At 33.7% G+C, this 17,307-nt stretch carries 18 protein-coding genes; 13 read left to right on the top strand and 5 right to left on the bottom strand.

The features are described 5' to 3' along the window. Positions 1-5 precede the first annotated feature (5 nt). Positions 6-710 (top strand): hypothetical protein, encoded by a 705-nt coding sequence (locus ES675_RS07250; protein ID WP_066253908.1) that lies wholly within the window; start codon positions 6-8, stop codon positions 708-710. Then, positions 703-1,542: a sensor histidine kinase gene (locus ES675_RS07255; protein ID WP_231931306.1), complete on the top strand. Its 840-nt coding sequence runs from the start codon at positions 703-705 to the stop codon at positions 1,540-1,542. Before ES675_RS07250 ends, ES675_RS07255 begins: the two co-directional genes overlap by 8 nt. Here ES675_RS07255 and ES675_RS07260 read toward each other — a convergent pair. The 4 genes from ES675_RS07260 to ES675_RS07275 all read right to left on the bottom strand — a co-directional run bounded on the left by ES675_RS07260 (position 1,531) and on the right by ES675_RS07275 (position 5,424). Further along, positions 1,531-2,232 carry an RluA family pseudouridine synthase gene (locus ES675_RS07260; RefSeq protein ID WP_066253905.1) on the bottom strand — a complete coding sequence of 234 codons (702 nt, stop codon included), beginning with the start codon at positions 2,230-2,232 and terminating at the stop codon, positions 1,531-1,533. The genes ES675_RS07255 and ES675_RS07260 overlap by 12 nt on opposite strands. Before the next feature lie 213 nt (positions 2,233-2,445). Further along, positions 2,446-3,264, bottom strand: a complete 819-nt coding sequence (panB, locus tag ES675_RS07265; protein WP_066253900.1) for a 3-methyl-2-oxobutanoate hydroxymethyltransferase — start codon at positions 3,262-3,264, stop codon at positions 2,446-2,448. A 120-nt stretch (positions 3,265-3,384) separates the two neighbouring features. Further along, a complete protein-coding gene (locus ES675_RS07270) occupies positions 3,385-4,809 on the bottom strand; it encodes an L-serine ammonia-lyase (protein ID WP_066253898.1) in 1,425 nt (474 codons plus the stop codon). An 87-nt stretch (positions 4,810-4,896) separates the two neighbouring features. Next, entirely contained in the window at positions 4,897-5,424 is a 528-nt protein-coding gene (locus ES675_RS07275) for a hypothetical protein (RefSeq protein ID WP_066253989.1), read from the bottom strand. A gap of 199 nt (positions 5,425-5,623) precedes the next feature. Between ES675_RS07275 and dnaK the strand changes: the two genes are divergently transcribed. From dnaK to ES675_RS07310, 7 genes are all read left to right on the top strand, one after another. Beyond that, a complete protein-coding gene (dnaK, locus tag ES675_RS07280; protein ID WP_066253893.1) occupies positions 5,624-7,531 on the top strand; it encodes a molecular chaperone DnaK in 1,908 nt (635 codons plus the stop codon). Between the two features lie 197 nt (positions 7,532-7,728). Beyond that, entirely contained in the window at positions 7,729-8,298 is a 570-nt protein-coding gene (locus ES675_RS07285; RefSeq protein ID WP_066253892.1) for an RNA polymerase sigma factor, read from the top strand. After that, positions 8,285-9,046 carry a hypothetical protein gene (locus tag ES675_RS07290; protein ID WP_066253888.1) on the top strand — a complete coding sequence of 254 codons (762 nt, stop codon included), beginning with the start codon at positions 8,285-8,287 and terminating at the stop codon, positions 9,044-9,046. The genes ES675_RS07285 and ES675_RS07290 overlap by 14 nt, the downstream gene beginning before the upstream one ends. Before the next feature lie 33 nt (positions 9,047-9,079). Then, on the top strand, positions 9,080-10,141 hold the full coding sequence (locus ES675_RS07295) for a hypothetical protein (protein ID WP_066253886.1): 1,062 nt from the start codon (positions 9,080-9,082) through the stop codon (positions 10,139-10,141). Between the two features lie 303 nt (positions 10,142-10,444). Next, positions 10,445-11,059: a hypothetical protein gene (locus ES675_RS07300; RefSeq protein ID WP_148367343.1), complete on the top strand. Its 615-nt coding sequence runs from the start codon at positions 10,445-10,447 to the stop codon at positions 11,057-11,059. An 11-nt stretch (positions 11,060-11,070) separates the two neighbouring features. Then, positions 11,071-11,496 (top strand): hypothetical protein, encoded by a 426-nt coding sequence (locus tag ES675_RS07305; RefSeq protein ID WP_066253879.1) that lies wholly within the window; start codon positions 11,071-11,073, stop codon positions 11,494-11,496. A 224-nt stretch (positions 11,497-11,720) separates the two neighbouring features. Then, positions 11,721-12,689: an NAD(P)H-dependent flavin oxidoreductase gene (locus tag ES675_RS07310; RefSeq protein ID WP_066253874.1), complete on the top strand. Its 969-nt coding sequence runs from the start codon at positions 11,721-11,723 to the stop codon at positions 12,687-12,689. A gap of 3 nt (positions 12,690-12,692) precedes the next feature. Here ES675_RS07310 and ES675_RS07315 read toward each other — a convergent pair whose 3' ends face one another. Further along, on the bottom strand, positions 12,693-13,334 hold the full coding sequence (locus tag ES675_RS07315) for an alpha/beta hydrolase (RefSeq protein WP_066253987.1): 642 nt from the start codon (positions 13,332-13,334) through the stop codon (positions 12,693-12,695). 52 nt (positions 13,335-13,386) lie between these two features. On the opposite strand from ES675_RS07315, the gene ES675_RS07320 reads away from it, so the two are divergent. The 4 genes from ES675_RS07320 (at position 13,387) to ES675_RS07335 (ending at position 17,294) form a co-directional block, all read left to right on the top strand. After that, on the top strand, positions 13,387-13,812 hold the full coding sequence (locus ES675_RS07320) for a PaaI family thioesterase (protein WP_066253870.1): 426 nt from the start codon (positions 13,387-13,389) through the stop codon (positions 13,810-13,812). 120 nt (positions 13,813-13,932) lie between these two features. Then, entirely contained in the window at positions 13,933-15,069 is a 1,137-nt protein-coding gene (locus ES675_RS07325) for a chorismate-binding protein (protein WP_066253867.1), read from the top strand. Positions 15,070-15,119: 50 nt separating this feature from the next. Further along, entirely contained in the window at positions 15,120-16,880 is a 1,761-nt protein-coding gene (gene menD / locus ES675_RS07330; RefSeq protein WP_066253862.1) for a 2-succinyl-5-enolpyruvyl-6-hydroxy-3-cyclohexene-1-carboxylate synthase, read from the top strand. Between the two features lie 75 nt (positions 16,881-16,955). Then, on the top strand, positions 16,956-17,294 hold the full coding sequence (locus tag ES675_RS07335) for a DUF2853 family protein (protein WP_066253858.1): 339 nt from the start codon (positions 16,956-16,958) through the stop codon (positions 17,292-17,294). The last annotated feature ends 13 nt before the right edge of the window (positions 17,295-17,307 follow it).

Raw genomic sequence — 17,307 nt, forward strand, 5'->3', positions numbered from 1 at the left:
AAATTATGAATGAGTTTTTGAGTCAAAATTATTTCTTAATTACGCATTTGGTTGAATTTTTAGCAGCAGGTACAGGTTTATTCTTTTATAAAAAGTATAAAGCCGCTGCTGCTATTTATTTTATATGGTTTCTGGTCTATAGTGCTTTTGTTGATTTGATTTCAAGGTATCCAAGATTTTTTAATTATTTGGAAACTTTTGATAGTATTGAGAATACCATGTTTGAAAGGAATTATTGGTACATTACTATTTTTTGGGTAATTGCCAGTACCCTGTTTTACGTTTTTTATTTTCAAAAAATAATTCAACATCCAAAATTGAAAACAATTTTAAAATTCACCAAATGGCTGTTTCTTATAGCTTCCATAATCGTTTTTATTTTTGACTTTGAAAAACTCTACACTAGTAAAATTCCGTTGATACATATTTTATCAACTTTGTCCGTTTTTTTGGCTATTAGTTTATATCTTTTTGAAATTTTAAATAGTGATCGTATTTTAATATTTTATCAATCCATTAATTTTTATATCAGTTCCACCGTATTAATTTGGTGGTTAATCACCACACCATTAGTTTTTTATGACCTCTATTTTTCTCAAGCAGACTGGAACTTTGTATTTTTAAAATATCAAATATTTTTGTTTGCTAATGTGTTTATGTATGTATCTTTTACTTTAGCTCTCATTTTTTGCAAACCTCAATATGATTAGATCGTTACTTTTTATTCTACTCCAGAATCAAGCCGTTTCAACAGCAGCTGAACGCTACCTATTGTTATACATGATAGCGGTGTTAGTAATTGTTACGGCTTTGATTATTGTTTTCTTTATTGTTTTTCAAAAGCGAAAAAACAAACTGCTTTTAGATAAAATTGAACGCGAGAAAGTCTTTCAAGAAGAACTATCCAACACCCAAATTGAAATTCAGGAACAAACGCTTAAAAATATAGGTCAGGAGTTACATGATAATATTGGTCAGTTATTATCTGTTGCCAATATGCAGATGAGTATTATGAACATGCAAGTTCAGGAAAGTATTAAGGAGCAATTCACGGAAACCAAAAATGTGGTAAAAGAAAGTTTAAGTGAATTACGTGCGCTTTCTAAATCCTTAAATAGTGATGTGATTGTAAATCGTGGTTTTCAGAAATCAGTTGAAAATGAAGTGGCACGTTTAAATAAATTGCAATTGCTTTCTGCCGAATTAGAAATTATTGGTGATGAAACACTTTTTTCAAATTCTAAAGACAGTATTATTTTATTTCGAATACTTCAAGAGTTTATTTCAAATACCGTAAAATATGCGTCAGCCGCCAGTTTGTTGGTTAAATTAGAGTATCAAAACGAAAATTTGTTGATTCAAATCTCTGATGATGGAAAAGGTTTCGATATATCTACTGCCGAAAAAGGAGCTGGCTTAATTAATATGAAAAGTCGAGCGGATTTAATTCACGCGGCGTTTAATTTGCGTTCTGAAATTAAGGAAGGAACAAGCTTGCAAATTAACTATCCGTATCGTGAGGAAACGAAATTAACTTTCTAAACAGGCATTCCAAACGGGATCATTTGGTAAAGGCGCCGTTACCTGAATCTCTTCCTTGGAAACAGGATGCGTAAATTGCAAGTGTCTGGCATGTAAACTAATACTGCCATCTGGATTACTTCGGTTAAAACCATATTTTAAATCGCCTTTTATGGGACAACCTATACTAGCTAATTGCACACGAATTTGATGATGTCTGCCAGTTTCTAAAGCTACTTCTACTAAATAGTAATTATCTAATTGTTTTAATACCTGATAATGCAAAATGGCTTTTTTGCTATCAGCTGATTTATTAGGAAAGGCTGTAGATTTATTATTCTTCGGATTTTTCCGTAACCAATGCGTCAAAGAATCCGCTTGTTTTGGTGGTGCATTTTTAACTAAAGCCCAATAGGTTTTATGGGCATCTCTATCCGCAAATAATTTATTTAATCTCGGCAAGGCTTTACTGGTTTTAGCAAACATGACGATACCAGTTGTTGGTCTGTCCAATCTATGAACCACACCTAAATACACATTACCAGGTTTGTTGTACTTGTCCTTTATATAGTCTTTAACTACATCGCTTAAAGGTGTGTCGCCTGTTTTATCACCTTGAACAATATCACCAGCACGTTTGTTGATGATGATTAGGTGATTGTCTTCGTATAAAACTTGGATATTTTTTTTGTTGGAGAGAACTTTTGACACGAATTACACGAATTTACACTAATTATTAATTTTTACTTCACACTAATTATTTCGCGGAGTTGCGCAGAGAAAAACGCAGAGGTTCACAGAGAATTACTTACGAATCTTACATGTAATTCCACAACTTAACAACAAACACCTCTACAACTTTACTTTAAAAAGACTCGGATTATAATAGTTCTTCATGAATTACTGAACACTGATCACTGAACACTAGTATTGTTCCTCATCATTCGGAAAATCAACCGACTTTACATCTTTAGCATATTGCGAAATAGCATTGGTCATATCTTCATATAAATTCATATAACGACGTAAAAACCGTGGATTGAATTCATGCGTCATGCCAATCATATCATGTAACACAAGCACTTGACCATCTACGCCTTTTCCAGCGCCAATTCCAATAACAGGAATGCTTACACTTTCGGCAACTTCTTGTGCTAATTTGGCTGGAATTTTTTCTAATACAATAGCAAAACAACCAGCTCTTTCAAGCATTAAAGCATCTTCTTTCAATTTATCAGCTTCTTCATCTTCTTTGGCACGAACGGTATAAGTCCCAAATTTATAAATGGATTGCGGTGTTAATCCCAAATGTCCCATAATTGGAATTCCCGCATTTAAAATACGCTTAATAGAATCTTTAACTTCTTTTCCACCTTCTAGCTTTACGGCATGTCCGCCACTTTCTTTCATAATTCGGATAGCAGAACGCAAGGCTTCTTTCGGATCACTTTGGTAACTTCCAAATGGTAAGTCCACAACTACTAAAGCACGATCTACAGCACGAACTACAGAAGATGCGTGATAAATCATCTGATCCAACGTAATCGGCAAAGTTGTTTCGTGTCCTGCCATAACATTACTAGCAGAATCACCAACAAGAATCACATCTATTCCAGCACCATCAACAATTTTAGCCATGGTATAATCATAAGCTGTTAACATGGATATTTTTTCGCCTTTGGCTTTCATATCCACTAATGTTTTTACGGTAATGCGTTTGTACTGTTTTTTGGCTACTGACATAAGTTTGGTTTAAAATGCACGTAAAATTAATAAATTAAGAGTGGATACCGTTAATTTTTTAAGTATTTCAATAAAATAGGCTGCTATTACACAAACTATTCAATCCGTTTGAAAAATCATTTAACAATCCGTTAAATTCACACTAACTGCAAGTCCGCCTTCACTGGTTTCTTTGTATTTGGAATTCATGTCTTTAGCAGTTTCCCACATGGTTTGAACCACTTTATCTAAAGGCACTTTTACATTTTTAGGATCGGTGTCCAAGGCTAATTCAGCGGCATTAATGGCTTTAATTGCTCCCATAGAGTTGCGCTCAATACACGGTATTTGTACTAAACCACCAATAGGATCGCAGGTGAGACCTAAATGATGTTCCATAGCTATTTCAGCCGCAATTAATACTTGATCTGGTGTGCCACCCATTAATTCACAAAGTGCTCCAGCTGCCATGGCAGAGGACACGCCAATTTCAGCTTGACAGCCGCCCATGGCTGCAGAAATGGTTGCTCCTTTTTTAAATATGGATCCAATTTCACCAGAAACTAATAAGAACTTCTTAATATGTTCAAAATCGGCGTCATGGTTTTCAATAACTAAATAATACATTAAAACAGCTGGAATTACACCAGCACTTCCGTTTGTTGGCGCTGTAACAACACGACCTAAAGCCGCATTTACTTCATTTACAGCCAAAGCAAAACAGCTAACCCATTTTAAAATTTGTCGGAATTTAACTTCTGTCTGACGAATGCTTTGTAACCACGTTTCAGGGGAATCATAAGGCACGCCATTATTTAATTTCTCATGCATATCATAAGCACGACGACGCACATTTAAGCCACCAGGCAAATTTCCTTCCGTATGACAGCCAACGTACATACATTCCAACATGGTATTCCAGATACGTTTTAATTCAAAATCAATCGTTTCTTCATCACGAATAGACTTTTCATTTTCTAAAACCACACCGGAAACAGGTAGATTTAACTGCTGGCAAAATTCAAGTAATTTCACACCATTTTCAACAGGATATGGGAATGTACAATAGAATAAAATTTTATTGGCTTTGGAATTCTGACGTTCTTCTTGAACAACAAATCCACCACCAATGGAGTAATAGTACGCATGGGATTTTCTGCCATCAATAACGGCTGTAAAACGCATACCATTAGCATGAAATGGTAAAAATTTTCTGTTAAAAATAATATCTGTTTTCGGATTGAAATCTATAGTGCGTTCGTTATTTAAATGCAGTTTATGGGTATTATTTATAGAAGCTATTATAACATCAATCGTATCCACAGGAATATATTCAGGATCTGCACCGCTTAAACCTAACATAACGGCATAATCTGTAGCATGGCCTTTTCCAGTTAAGGACAACGAGCCGTATAAATCTACGGTGATGCTTTCTACTTTTTCAAACCGGTTTTTAGATTTTAATTCCGCAATCCATCTTTCGGCAGCACGCCAAGGACCTAATGTGTGTGAACTAGATGGTCCAACACCAATTTTTAGCATATCAAAGACAGAAATACACTCCATATTATACTCATTTTAGATTAACTACAAATATACATTTAGTTTATGATGATTTTCAAGAAACCCAAGTATATTCCAAAGGAATTTAACCTAACGTTTTTCAAATTCTGTAATATTAAAAACTTCCATCACATTATTAATATTTGAGGTATCTATACGACTAATGGCATCAGCTGGTAAAATAATTACTCTAAACATTTGATTTTGTGTAAATTCATTTCCTAGAGTTGATAAATCGAAATTACCATCTATAAGTATTTCAACATCAGCGAAAGTATGGTTAAATACATACTGAATAATGTTTGAGTCTTCGAGGAAAAAATTTTGGGGAAGCGGAGACCAAGCTTCAGTTGGCACACCATCGATTTCTACAATGTTTTCCAATCTATAAATCAAAACGGCATCGCTATCTAAAATATCAAACGGTAAGTTTATAAAGGCTTCCTGTAAGCCACTGTCATTAAAATATTCGAAATCAACAGTTCTTTCGAAAGAAAGTGCAGCATATTCATCGGCATCAATACCATTAAACCCATCTCTACCTGGAGGGCCTTCTGGGCCTTCACAAGACGTTAAAACTAAGACAAACACAAATAATAGTGTTACTAGATTTTTCATAATCATTATTTTTTTAGGATTTAAAAATACTAATAATTCACGTCATACGCGCGCTTTAAATATATATTAACATAGGAATCTGACATCGTGTCACTTTTTTTGTCATGGCACAATCATTGTCTTATACATTCCGAAAATAATTAAGAACACAACACTTCCGATTCATATCGGAAAATACAAATTAAAATAAATAACTATTATGAGTAAAATTATTGGAATCGATTTAGGTACAACTAACTCTTGTGTTTCTGTAATGGAAGGTAATGAGCCAGTTGTAATACCAAATGCAGAAGGTAAAAGAACAACACCATCTGTGATCGCTTTCGTTGAAGGCGGTGAAATTAAAGTTGGTGATCCAGCAAAACGTCAAGCCGTTACCAATCCAACAAAAACGGTTTATTCTATTAAGCGTTTTATGGGTAATAAGTTTTCTGAATCTTCAAAAGAAGCAGGACGCGTACCTTACAAAGTAGTAAAAGGAGATAACGATACTCCACGTGTAGATATTGATGGTCGTTTATATACACCACAAGAATTATCAGCTATGATTCTTCAGAAAATGAAGAAAACTGCTGAAGATTATTTAGGTCAAGATGTAACACGTGCTGTAATTACAGTACCTGCTTACTTTAATGACTCACAACGTCAAGCAACTAAAGAAGCTGGAGAAATTGCAGGTTTAAAAGTAGAACGTATTATTAACGAACCTACTGCTGCTGCTTTAGCTTATGGAATGGACAAAAAGGGAACTGATCAGAAAATCGTAGTATTCGATTTTGGTGGTGGAACTCATGATGTATCTATTTTAGAATTAGGTGATGGTGTATTTGAAGTATTATCAACTGAAGGTGATACACATTTAGGTGGTGATGACGTAGATGAGAAAATCATTGATTGGTTAGCTGATGAATTCAAATCTGAAGAAGATATTGACTTACGTAAGGACCCAATGGCTTTACAGCGTTTAAAAGAAGCTGCTGAAAAAGCGAAGATTGAATTATCATCTGCTGCACAAACAGAAATTAACTTACCATATGTTACGGCTACAGCTAGTGGACCAAAACACTTGGTACGTACATTAACACGTTCTAAATTTGAGCAGTTAATTGACGATTTAGTAAAACGTACTATTGCACCTTGTGCATCTGCCATGAAAGCTGCTGGTTTATCAGTAAGCGATATTGATGAAGTTATTTTGGTTGGTGGATCAACACGTATTCCTGCAGTTCAGGAAGCTGTTGAGAAATTCTTCGGAAAAAAACCAAGTAAAGGGGTTAATCCAGATGAAGTAGTTTCTTTAGGAGCTGCCATTCAAGGTGGTGTTTTATCAGGTGATGTTAAAGATGTATTGTTATTAGATGTAACACCATTATCATTAGGTATTGAAACAATGGGTAACGTTATGACGAAGCTTATTGAGTCTAACACAACAATTCCTACTAAAAAATCGCAAGTATTCTCTACAGCAGCTGATAATCAGCCGTCTGTTGAAATCCATGTGTTACAAGGAGAGCGTGCTATGGCTGCCGATAACAATACAATTGGACGTTTCCATTTAGATGGTATTCCTCCAGCACAACGTGGTACACCGCAAATTGAAGTAACCTTTGATATTGATGCTAATGGTATCATTAAAGTATCGGCAACTGATAAAGCGACAAACAAAACACAAGATATTCGTATTGAAGCATCTTCAGGATTATCAGAAGAAGAAATTCAGAAAATGAAAGCGGATGCTGAAGCAAATGCCGATGCAGATGCAAAAGCAAAAGAAACTGCTGAAAAATTGAATGCTGCTGATGCTATGATTTTCCAAACAGAAAGTCAACTGAAAGAATTTGGCGAAAAATTATCTGATGATAAGAAAAAGCCAATTGAAGAAGCACTTGAAGAATTGAAGACAGCTTACGAAACAAAAGATATCGCAGTTATTGATCCAGCTTTAGAGAAAATTAACGAAGCATGGAAAGTAGCAAGCGAGGAAATGTACAAAGCACAAGCGGATGGCCAACAAGGTGGTCCAGAAGCAGGTCCTGATGCCAATGCAGAAGGCGAGACTAACGAAGGAAGCGACGTAGAAGACGTGGATTTCGAAGAGGTGAAGTAAGCAGAGAACAATTATTTGCAAAACAAATAATTTGTGAATCGCTTATACTCAACGTGATTGAGTATCCTTTTAAATAAATAATAAAAGCGCAATCAGAAATGATTGCGCTTTTTTTATTTACATTTATGAAACTTTTTTTAGATGTCATCCAACCCTTTTTGATTTAAAAGCGTTTATATAAGTAGAGAGCAATAATAATGGCAAAAATACGACCAATAAATCAGAAAATTGACGAGTTGATTAGGCTAGCTAAAGCTTCCAATCACAAAGCGCAGTTAGCTTTATATGATAAGTACTCTAATAAGATGCTTGGGGTGTGTAGACAGTACATAAAAAATTTACAATTTGCCGAAGATGTTATGATAACAGCATTCCATAAAGCATTTGTAAATATTAATAAGTATGAGCCTTATGGAAGTTTTGAAGGTTGGTTACGGCGGATAATGGTACGCGAATCTATTTCCTATTTACGCATTCAAAAAAATCAATTTAATGTAGTAGAAATAGAAGATTACCATTTTATTCAGCAACCAGCAAGAACGACTTTAAATGACCAATTAGATGTTATTCAAAACGCTATAGATACGCTTCCAATTGGTTGTAAAACGGTGTTTAATCTTTATGTTATTGAAGGCTATAAGCATTATGAAATAGCCGATTTATTAACCATTAGCATCGGAACATCAAAGTCACAATTAGCGCATGCACGCAAGTTATTGCAAAATCAATTAGCGAATTTAAATTCTGAAAGTAATGGCACTGAATAATAAAGAAAAAGACATAAAAAGAACTTTGGATGAGCGATCCATTTCGCCTTCCATGGAAGCAAGGGAACGATTAAGCAGATTGTTGCACAATGAAAAACCGAAAAAGAAACGGACAGCTTGGCTTAATTGGGGAATTGCAGCGTCCTTATTATTAGGGTTCGTTTTGGGAGGTATGACCTTTTTTAATCAATCGGTACCCGAAGAAGTACCACAACAGCAGGTAACCTTTAAAAGACTGGATAGCCAGTCCAAAGAGAATAAGATGTTAAAAGAACAATTAGTTCAAGAAAATATAGCATTAGAAGTTACTACTAATGAAAAAAAGACTCCTATAGCTGAAACTGAAAATAATTCTAAAAAAATAAGTCCTAAAGTTTCCAAACTGATTACAGTCACCAAGCAATCTATTGCAAAAACGAGGTTTGCCATATCAGAACCGGATACATTTGAAGAAAAGGATTTCGTTGAAGTAGAAGAAATTTTAAAAAATACTCCTGAAAACCTTATAAAAACTAGTGTTAATACGTACATAACGCCAGAAGCACTTTTGGCAACCATAAATGGGGATAGTAATCCAAAAATAAATACATCAATAAAAGTGATACCCAATAGGTATGTAGATCCAAAAGGGCTTTTAACACGAATAGAAAGTCAGATGTTTTTTGATAAAAACAAAAGCACTCTAGATAAAATTAGGAAACAGTACAAAAAAGTTAAAGAAGCTGTAGCCGATATAAATCACGAATAAAAACCAATTATCAACTTTTTAAATTTAATAATTATGTTAAAACACGGTATTTTAATAGTCGCATTCTTGTGCCTTATTCAAAGTAATTTTGCACAAGATAAAAGCTTTGAGAAGCAAACAGCCATTATCGCGAAAAGTATAGACTCTATAACGTCTGCGGAAAAATCAGCCATGAAAAAATCTTTAGAAAAGATTGAAAAAAAAATAGAAAAAGAGGCCATAAGTTCTGATGAAGCCCAAGCAGAAAAAAGTGAAATTGCACAGTATCATGCTCAAAAAATAAATGAAGGTGTTCGTATTCAAGAAGAGAGACTTCAAAAAATAATACAGGATAAGGTGAATGGTACCTTAAAGTCCGAGGAAGAGAAAAATTGGAAGGATTATACTTTTTTAGGAAATGATGATGAAAATTATCAAAGAGATTCCATAACAGGACTTAAAATTGAAAAACGCTTTACATCGCAATTTGTAATTATATTAGGAGCCAATCAGTCGGTTACTGAAACGGGGAACTATTATGGTGATGGATTTAAAGTTTCACCATTCGGATATGGTGAAGTGGGCTTTTCATTCAAATACCGCTTAAAAGAAGCAAGTAGTCTATGGAATTTTAAAATAGGTTTTTCAGTTGTAGCTATGGAGTTAAAACCAAATAATGAAAATGTTGTTTTTGTTATGGATAATGGGAAAACTACATTACAAGATGCTGGTTTTCCTATTAAAAAATCGAGACTTTCAGTTGGGTATTTGACTATTCCTATGCATTTGGAAATTGATTTATCCAAACCTAAATATGATCGGTATTCAAATCAGTCTTACTTACGTTCGCAAACGGGTTTTAGAATGGGTGTAGGTGGTTTTTTAGGTGTTAGATATTATACCAATCAAGTCGTGAAATATAATGAAGATGGTAAAAAGATTAGAAAAGTTGAAAGAGACGATTTTAATGTTAATTCCTTTACCTTCGGACCAAGTGCTTATATTGGATATCGTGATATTAGTCTTTTTGCAAGATATGACGTTAACCCTGTATTCAAAAACAATCCTACAGATATTAATAACCTGTCGTTTGGCCTTCGGTTTGATTTTAATTAATAAGCTTTGATTTCATTAGGATGTACTGCAGTACAAATTGAGTACACTACCCACTTAAAAACGCAATCTTTCATTTGATTGCGTTTTTTCTGTTCAAAAACTTAAACAAAAACTAATGATTTTATTTGGTTAAAATAAGTGTAACTTATTGAATTATAGCACAATAAATTTTTGATTATACATTAAAAGTTATATATTAATAGTATAACTATTAATTATGCCTTCTGAAAGGTTTAATATTTTTTAAAAAAATCGCATTTAGCTTTTAGCTTCTCAATTGTAATGTCGTATACGCAATATGATATGAATAACTCTAAAAGAAGTTTCAATTATTCATTATTTGAATCGTATTTAGTTTCAGAAAATGATTACTCTGATATTAACTTAAGTACTTTGTCTAGAGGTCAAACAACCATTGAGGCTAATAAAATAATTTTAAATCAAATCAATCAGCACTATGGCTCTGATTTACAAATTCCTGATGTACTTTTAGGTTTTAGTGATTATACTGGAGAACAAATGAAGCAAATTGCTTTAGATGAAGGTTTTTTAAACGAAAAAGATATAGAGCTAATTGTTCAATTTGTATTTGATTCCAATGATTTAGGTTATGAAACGGGTTTAAATAATTTTGAAGATTCAGTTTTAGATAATTTAAATTTAAGTGAAGACGAGTTTACTAAATATAATACTTATGCTAATTTCTTTGAAGTAATAAAATATGAGAATCCTCAAATTTTTGAACGTCTGAATAGTGGAAATTGGCTTACCTGTATAGTAGCTATGATAGTTTGGGTGGCTTCATTAATTGGATTTGTTTTAGGTTGTATAACAATTTTTTTATGTGCATTAGCTGCATTTGCATTTGGTGCTGCTACAGTTGAAGTTGTTCTTGAATGTGTACCTGATACACCATAAAAATTAGAATTATGATAAAAATTTCAAATAAAATTACAGTTACATTGGTAATATTTTGTTTCAGTTTAGCATTGATTTTTAGCTTTATATCAGTGCTCAATTTTAATAATATTAGTTTCTATTCATATTTTTATAAAACATTTTTAGTATTAACTTTAGTTGGCGTATTTATTAACAATTTAATACAGTCGGAGGATACCAATTATGAAGCAAGTAATATGTTTGTTAGATTCTTTTCTTCACCAGCAATAACATTTAGTGGTATGCTACTAGTAGTTTTAGGTTTTACTTTTTTAATATTAAATCTAATTAAAAATGGACTTTATGAAGGTAGATTAAACCTTTACTACCAAATAATGTCAATGCTATTATTACTGGCTGCTTTTATAATATTTGTATACGATCATGTAAATATGTTAAATAAAAAGAGAAATTAACTAACGTAATAAGATTATTTAAACGCGATCACCCGATATTTATCGGTTGATCGCGTTTTTTTTATGCTCAAACCTAACAGGTCTCGAAGACCTGTTAGGTTTTTTTGTAACCACTAATTATAGGAGTTAGAAACAACGTGTTGAGGAAACTAAATTTACAATCATAAACTATGCATGCATAATAAATTCCATTATATTTGCTTTATAATATAAAACGGAAATACATGTCAACCCAACTCACCGAACTTCTCAAAATAAAACACCCAATCATTATGGCACCTATGTTTTTGGTTTCCAATACGGCCATGGTTATAGAAGGGATGAAAAGTGGCATTGCGGGCTGTATTCCAGCATTAAATTACAGGACTTTAGATGACTTACGAGCTTCTATAATTGAATTAAAAGCAGCAAAAGTGGAGGCCTGCCTGCCGGATGGCATGGGAGGTGCATTTGGATATAATCTTATTGTAAATAAATCCAATGTCAAGTATAAGGAGCAATTACGTGTTATTTGTGAAGAAGGTTGCGATTTCATTTTAACCTCTTTAGGAAGTCCAGAAGAAACCATTAGAGAGGCTCATGCCGTAGGGATTAAAGTGTTTTGTGACGTAACCGATTTACATTTTGCTAAAAAAGTAGAACAGCTAGGTGCTGATGCTGCTGTTGCAGTAAATAGTGAAGCTGGTGGGCATCGTGGTAATTTATCACCACAAGAATTAACAAGTTTATTGCATAAAGAATTGAATATTCCAGTCATTTCCGCTGGAGGTGTGGGTTGCAAAGCAGATATAGACACCATGCTAAGCTATGGCGCAGCAGGTGTTTCTGTAGGAAGTCCGTTTATTGCTTCACTTGAAGCTGGTGTAACTGAAGACTATAAGCAAGCCTGTGTGGATTATGGTGCGGACGATATTGTTATGACAGAACGTATTTCAGGAACACCATGTACGGTAATAAATACGCCTTATGTGCAGAAAATTGGAACAAAATCAACAGGATTAGAAAAGCTTTTAAATAAAAACAAAACGCTTAAAAAATGGGTGAAAATGGTTCGTTTTTATATCGGGATGAAAGCCACTGAAAAAGCAGCTTTACAAGCAACTTATAAAACAGTATGGGTAGCTGGACCTAGTATTGAACATACCAAAGCTATTTTGCCGACACGTGAGATTATTGAAAATCTGACTAATTAATAGTTACACCAAACCGTTAATTAATTCAACGTTTACAACATGTTTGCCTTCAAAAGGGACTAATTGCAACCGGTTTCCAAATAATTCGGTAGCGCGAGTTTCTTCGTGATGGATGCGTTCTTCATTTAAATATTCATCTTCAGTACCATAAATAAGTGATACTTTGGTTGATGCATCTAAATATTGAAAATCAGCAGCCACTAATTCTTTTGGAATTCCGCCAGAATGCAATACCAATTGGGAACATTTCAGTTGGCGTTTGGCAAGATATCGTGTTGCAACACTCACACCTTGTGAATAACCTAATACAATTAAATTTATCCCGTCAGGAATGCCTTCCGCTTCTAAAACGGAATCAAAATAAGTCATAATATTTTCGGTGTCTTTAACCGTGGTTTCTTTAGTCAACCAACTAGCTCCAACATGTTTAAATCTTGGTGGTGTATAGTATTTACTTGGTGCTTGAGGAGCAATAATATAATTTTCTTCAGCAGATAAGCCCTGGAAATATCTTAAAAAATAACGACTTAAATAGCCCATCCCATGACAAACAAACCAGACGTTTTTTGTAGATGCCGTTAATGTATTTAATGTGGCATAACTATTCGTGGTGGTGTAGGATATTTCCTTTTCAGTTAGATTCATTTGTTGTTGGTGTTTTGTACTTTTACGTTTCGATTTAAAAATACAGAATTTTATGTCCATATCTAAAGAAGCCAAACTTAAGGAAATCAATGCGGTTTGCAAAAATACCTTAATGGAAACCCTAGAAATTAGTATTTCCGATTTTGGCGATGATTATTTAATAGCCAAAATGCCTGTAAATTCTCGAGTATATCAACCAGATGGTGTGTTACATGGTGGTGCAACTGCTGCATTAGCGGAAAGTGTTGGTAGTTTTGCTTCACATTTATTTTCAAATTTAGACGAAGTATTTGTTCGTGGTACAGAAATTACAGCCAATCATTTAAAAAGTGTAACTGAAGGTCATGTATTTGCCAAAGCGACCTTTTTGCACAAAGGAAGAACCACGCAATTAATAGATATTCGGGTAACGGACGACCATGATAATTTGATTTCAGTATGCCGTTTGTCAACTATTTCTTTGCCTAGAAAAAAGTAAACAATCATAGAATTGTTAAAGACCTACAGAAAAGAAATTATGATATGCTATTGCGATATTAAGTTACTATGACAAATTCCCTCATTAAACTAATAACTCATTAACCCAATACCCAACAATATGAATCCTTCTGATTTTTTCCAGAAACTTCAAAATCAGTTTGCAAATAATTTACCTTTTGTAGCCTATAGAAATCCTAATGAGTCGATAATTAAAACGTTTTTGCAGCACGATGATACGGTTTATGAAACCACAGATTTCTCTGAAAGTGGATTTATTTTCTCACCCTTTAATATAGAAGAAACTAGTGTTTTAATTCCTGTTGAAGCATCGATAATTTTGGAATCTAAAAGTGATATTATTGAAGCATCACCAATGAATTCAGTTGCTTCCGAAGTTATTCAGACACCGGATATAACTTCAGCAAAGCAAAACCATATTACTTTAGTTAAAAAGGGGATTGAAGCTATTCATAAAGGCACATTTGAAAAAGTAGTGTTATCGCGGCAAGAATCGGTTACTATCTCAAAAACTAATCCTATTAAAATTTATAAAAGGTTACTAGAAACCTATCCAACCGCCTATGTGTATGTGTGGTTTCATCCTAAAGTAGGATTGTGGTTAGGCGCTACGCCAGAAACTTTGCTTCATATTGAAAATAACCAATTCAGCACGATGGCACTGGCTGGAACGCAAGTTTATAAAAATACAGCAGATGTGGTTTGGGAAGACAAAGAATTGGAGGAACAACAAATTGTCACCAATTTTATAGTTTCAAATCTAGAAAAGCAGTTAGACAACTTAAAAGTTTCTGAAGTGGAAACCGTAAGAGCTGCAAATTTACTGCATTTAAAAACGCACATTTCTGGTCGTGTGAATTCTGATGCTTCAAACATAAAAAAGATCATTGAAATTTTGCATCCAACACCAGCTGTTTGCGGCATGCCAAAAGGAGTAGCTAAACAATTCATCCTTGAAAATGAACAGTACAAACGCGATTTTTATACAGGCTTTTTAGGTGAATTAAACATTAAGAAATCCATTTCAAGAAACACCAACAGACGCAATGTTGAAAATAACGCTTATGCCAGTATTAAAACGGTTTCAAATCTGTTTGTAAATCTGCGTTGCATGCAAATTCAAAACAAGGAAGCCCTTTTATACATTGGAGGAGGCATCACAAAAGACTCAAACCCCAATATGGAATGGGAGGAAACCATTGCTAAATCGGTGACAATGAAAAAGGTATTACAATAATTTTTTATAAGGTAGCTATTTGCTATTTTTACGCTTAGATTCAATCTTACATGCAATACCCAAAAATTCCGCTTGCGCAAACCATTGTTCTGCTTTGCAAAGCTAAAAACATTCAACATATTGTTATTTCACCAGGTAGTAGAAATGCACCTGTAACTATCGGCTTTACACACGATGATTATTTTACCTGCTACAGTATTGTAGATGAACGTTGTGCTGCCTTTTTTGCATTGGGAATTGCGCAACAAATCCAAAAGCCTGTAGCTGTAGTTTGTAGTTCAGGTAGTGCACTTTTAAATTACTATCCTGCTATTGCTGAAGCATATTACAGTCATATTCCGTTAGTTGTTTTATCGGCTGATAGACCGAAACATTTAATTGGAATAGGTGATGGGCAAACCATTAACCAAACCGATGTTTATAAAAATCATATAATTTATACGGCAAATTTGAGTTCTCAAATGGATGCCGAATTTAAAAATCGTGATGAAGATGAACCAGCCATTCTTAAAACACTTGAAAACAAATTAGAACGCTTTTTAGGTAGAAAACAGGAATTACAACAGGAAAATGAAACGGAAATCAATAAAGCACTCAACAAGGCTTTGTCTAAACGTGGTCCTGTTCATATTAATATGCCGTTTCACGAACCGCTTTATGAGTTAACGGATGCCTTAAGTGTGAATCCAAAAATCATTGAATTAAACAAGCGTGCAAGTAAAGTAGACGACTTTATTTATAATGAATGTTTAGATGCTTGGAATAGTGCAGCCAAAAAAATGGTTTTAGTAGGTGTGAATCCACCAAACGAACTTGAACAAAAATGGTTGGATGAATTGGTAAAAGATAATAGTGTTATTGTATTTACTGAAACAACTTCTAATATTCATAATCCAGGGCTTTTCAATAGTATTGATACCATGATTGCGCCTTTAGAAGAAGATGACTTTAAAGCGTTGCAACCTGATATTTTACTGACCTTTGGCGGACTTGTAGTCTCAAAAAAAATTAAAGCTTTTTTACGAAGTTACCAACCAAAGCAACATTGGCATATTGATCGCGATTATGCAAATGACACATTTTTTTGTTTGGAGAAACATATTGAAACAACACCTAATAATTTCTTCGAAACCTTCTTACCCCAAATCACGCATTTTGTAAAAAGTGATTATAAGGCCACTTGGGAGCAGATTAGACATTATAGAAAAGAAAAACATAGTAACTATTTAAACGAAATTCCGTTTAGCGACTTTCAAGTGTTTGAGGCATTATTTAAAAGTTTACCACATAATCTGGCATTGCAACTGGGGAACAGTTCAACTATAAGGTATGCACAGCTTTTTGACATTCATAAATCTATAAACGTGTTTTGTAATCGTGGCACCAGTGGTATTGATGGCAGTACATCTACAGCTATTGGTTGTGCAGTTGGCCAAGAAAAACAAACGGTATTAATCACTGGCGATTTAAGCTTCTTTTACGATAGTAATGCGCTTTGGAATAATTACATTCCTAATAATTTTAGAATAATTATCGTGAATAATCAAGGAGGTGGAATTTTTAGAATTTTGCCAGGAAATAAAGATTCAGAAAATTTCGAAAACTTTTTTGAAACTACCCATGATTTCACAGCCAAACAACTGGCTACTATGTATGGCTTTCAATATGGAACTGCAGCTAATGCCATTCAACTTAAAAATAAATTAAAAGATTTTTATAAAGAATCAGATCAACCAAAAATATTAGAAATATTTACACCACGTACAGAGAATGACGAGGTGTTATTGAATTATTTCAAGTTTATTAAGTAATTGTTAAAATGCCGGTGTATTTTTTAAACACTTCATTTTTAGGTATATTGATTATTAATCTTAATTTTTAAAATCATGAGTAAAAGAGACGAATTAATAGCTAAATATGCAGTCGATTTAAAAGATAAATTAGGCGTAAATGCAGATATGGATTTACTGACAAAAGTAACTATTGGCTGTGGACCATCTATTTATAATGCGGATGCAGCCACGGTTTCAGGTTCAGATGCTTCGGAATTAGCAACGGTAAAAAACAATTTCTTAATTAAAAAACTCGGATTAAAAGATAGTCCGGAATTAGATAAAGGAATTGATATGGTTATGGAACAATACGGAAAATCCAATCGTAATAAGTACCGAGCAGTTGTATATTACCTATTAACCAAACATTTCAAAAAGGAGTCTGTTTACTAGATCTTCATAACAT

The organism is Algorimicrobium algoritergicola (genome assembly GCF_008086165.1).
GTDB lineage: Bacteria > Bacteroidota > Bacteroidia > Flavobacteriales > Flavobacteriaceae > Algorimicrobium > Algorimicrobium algoritergicola.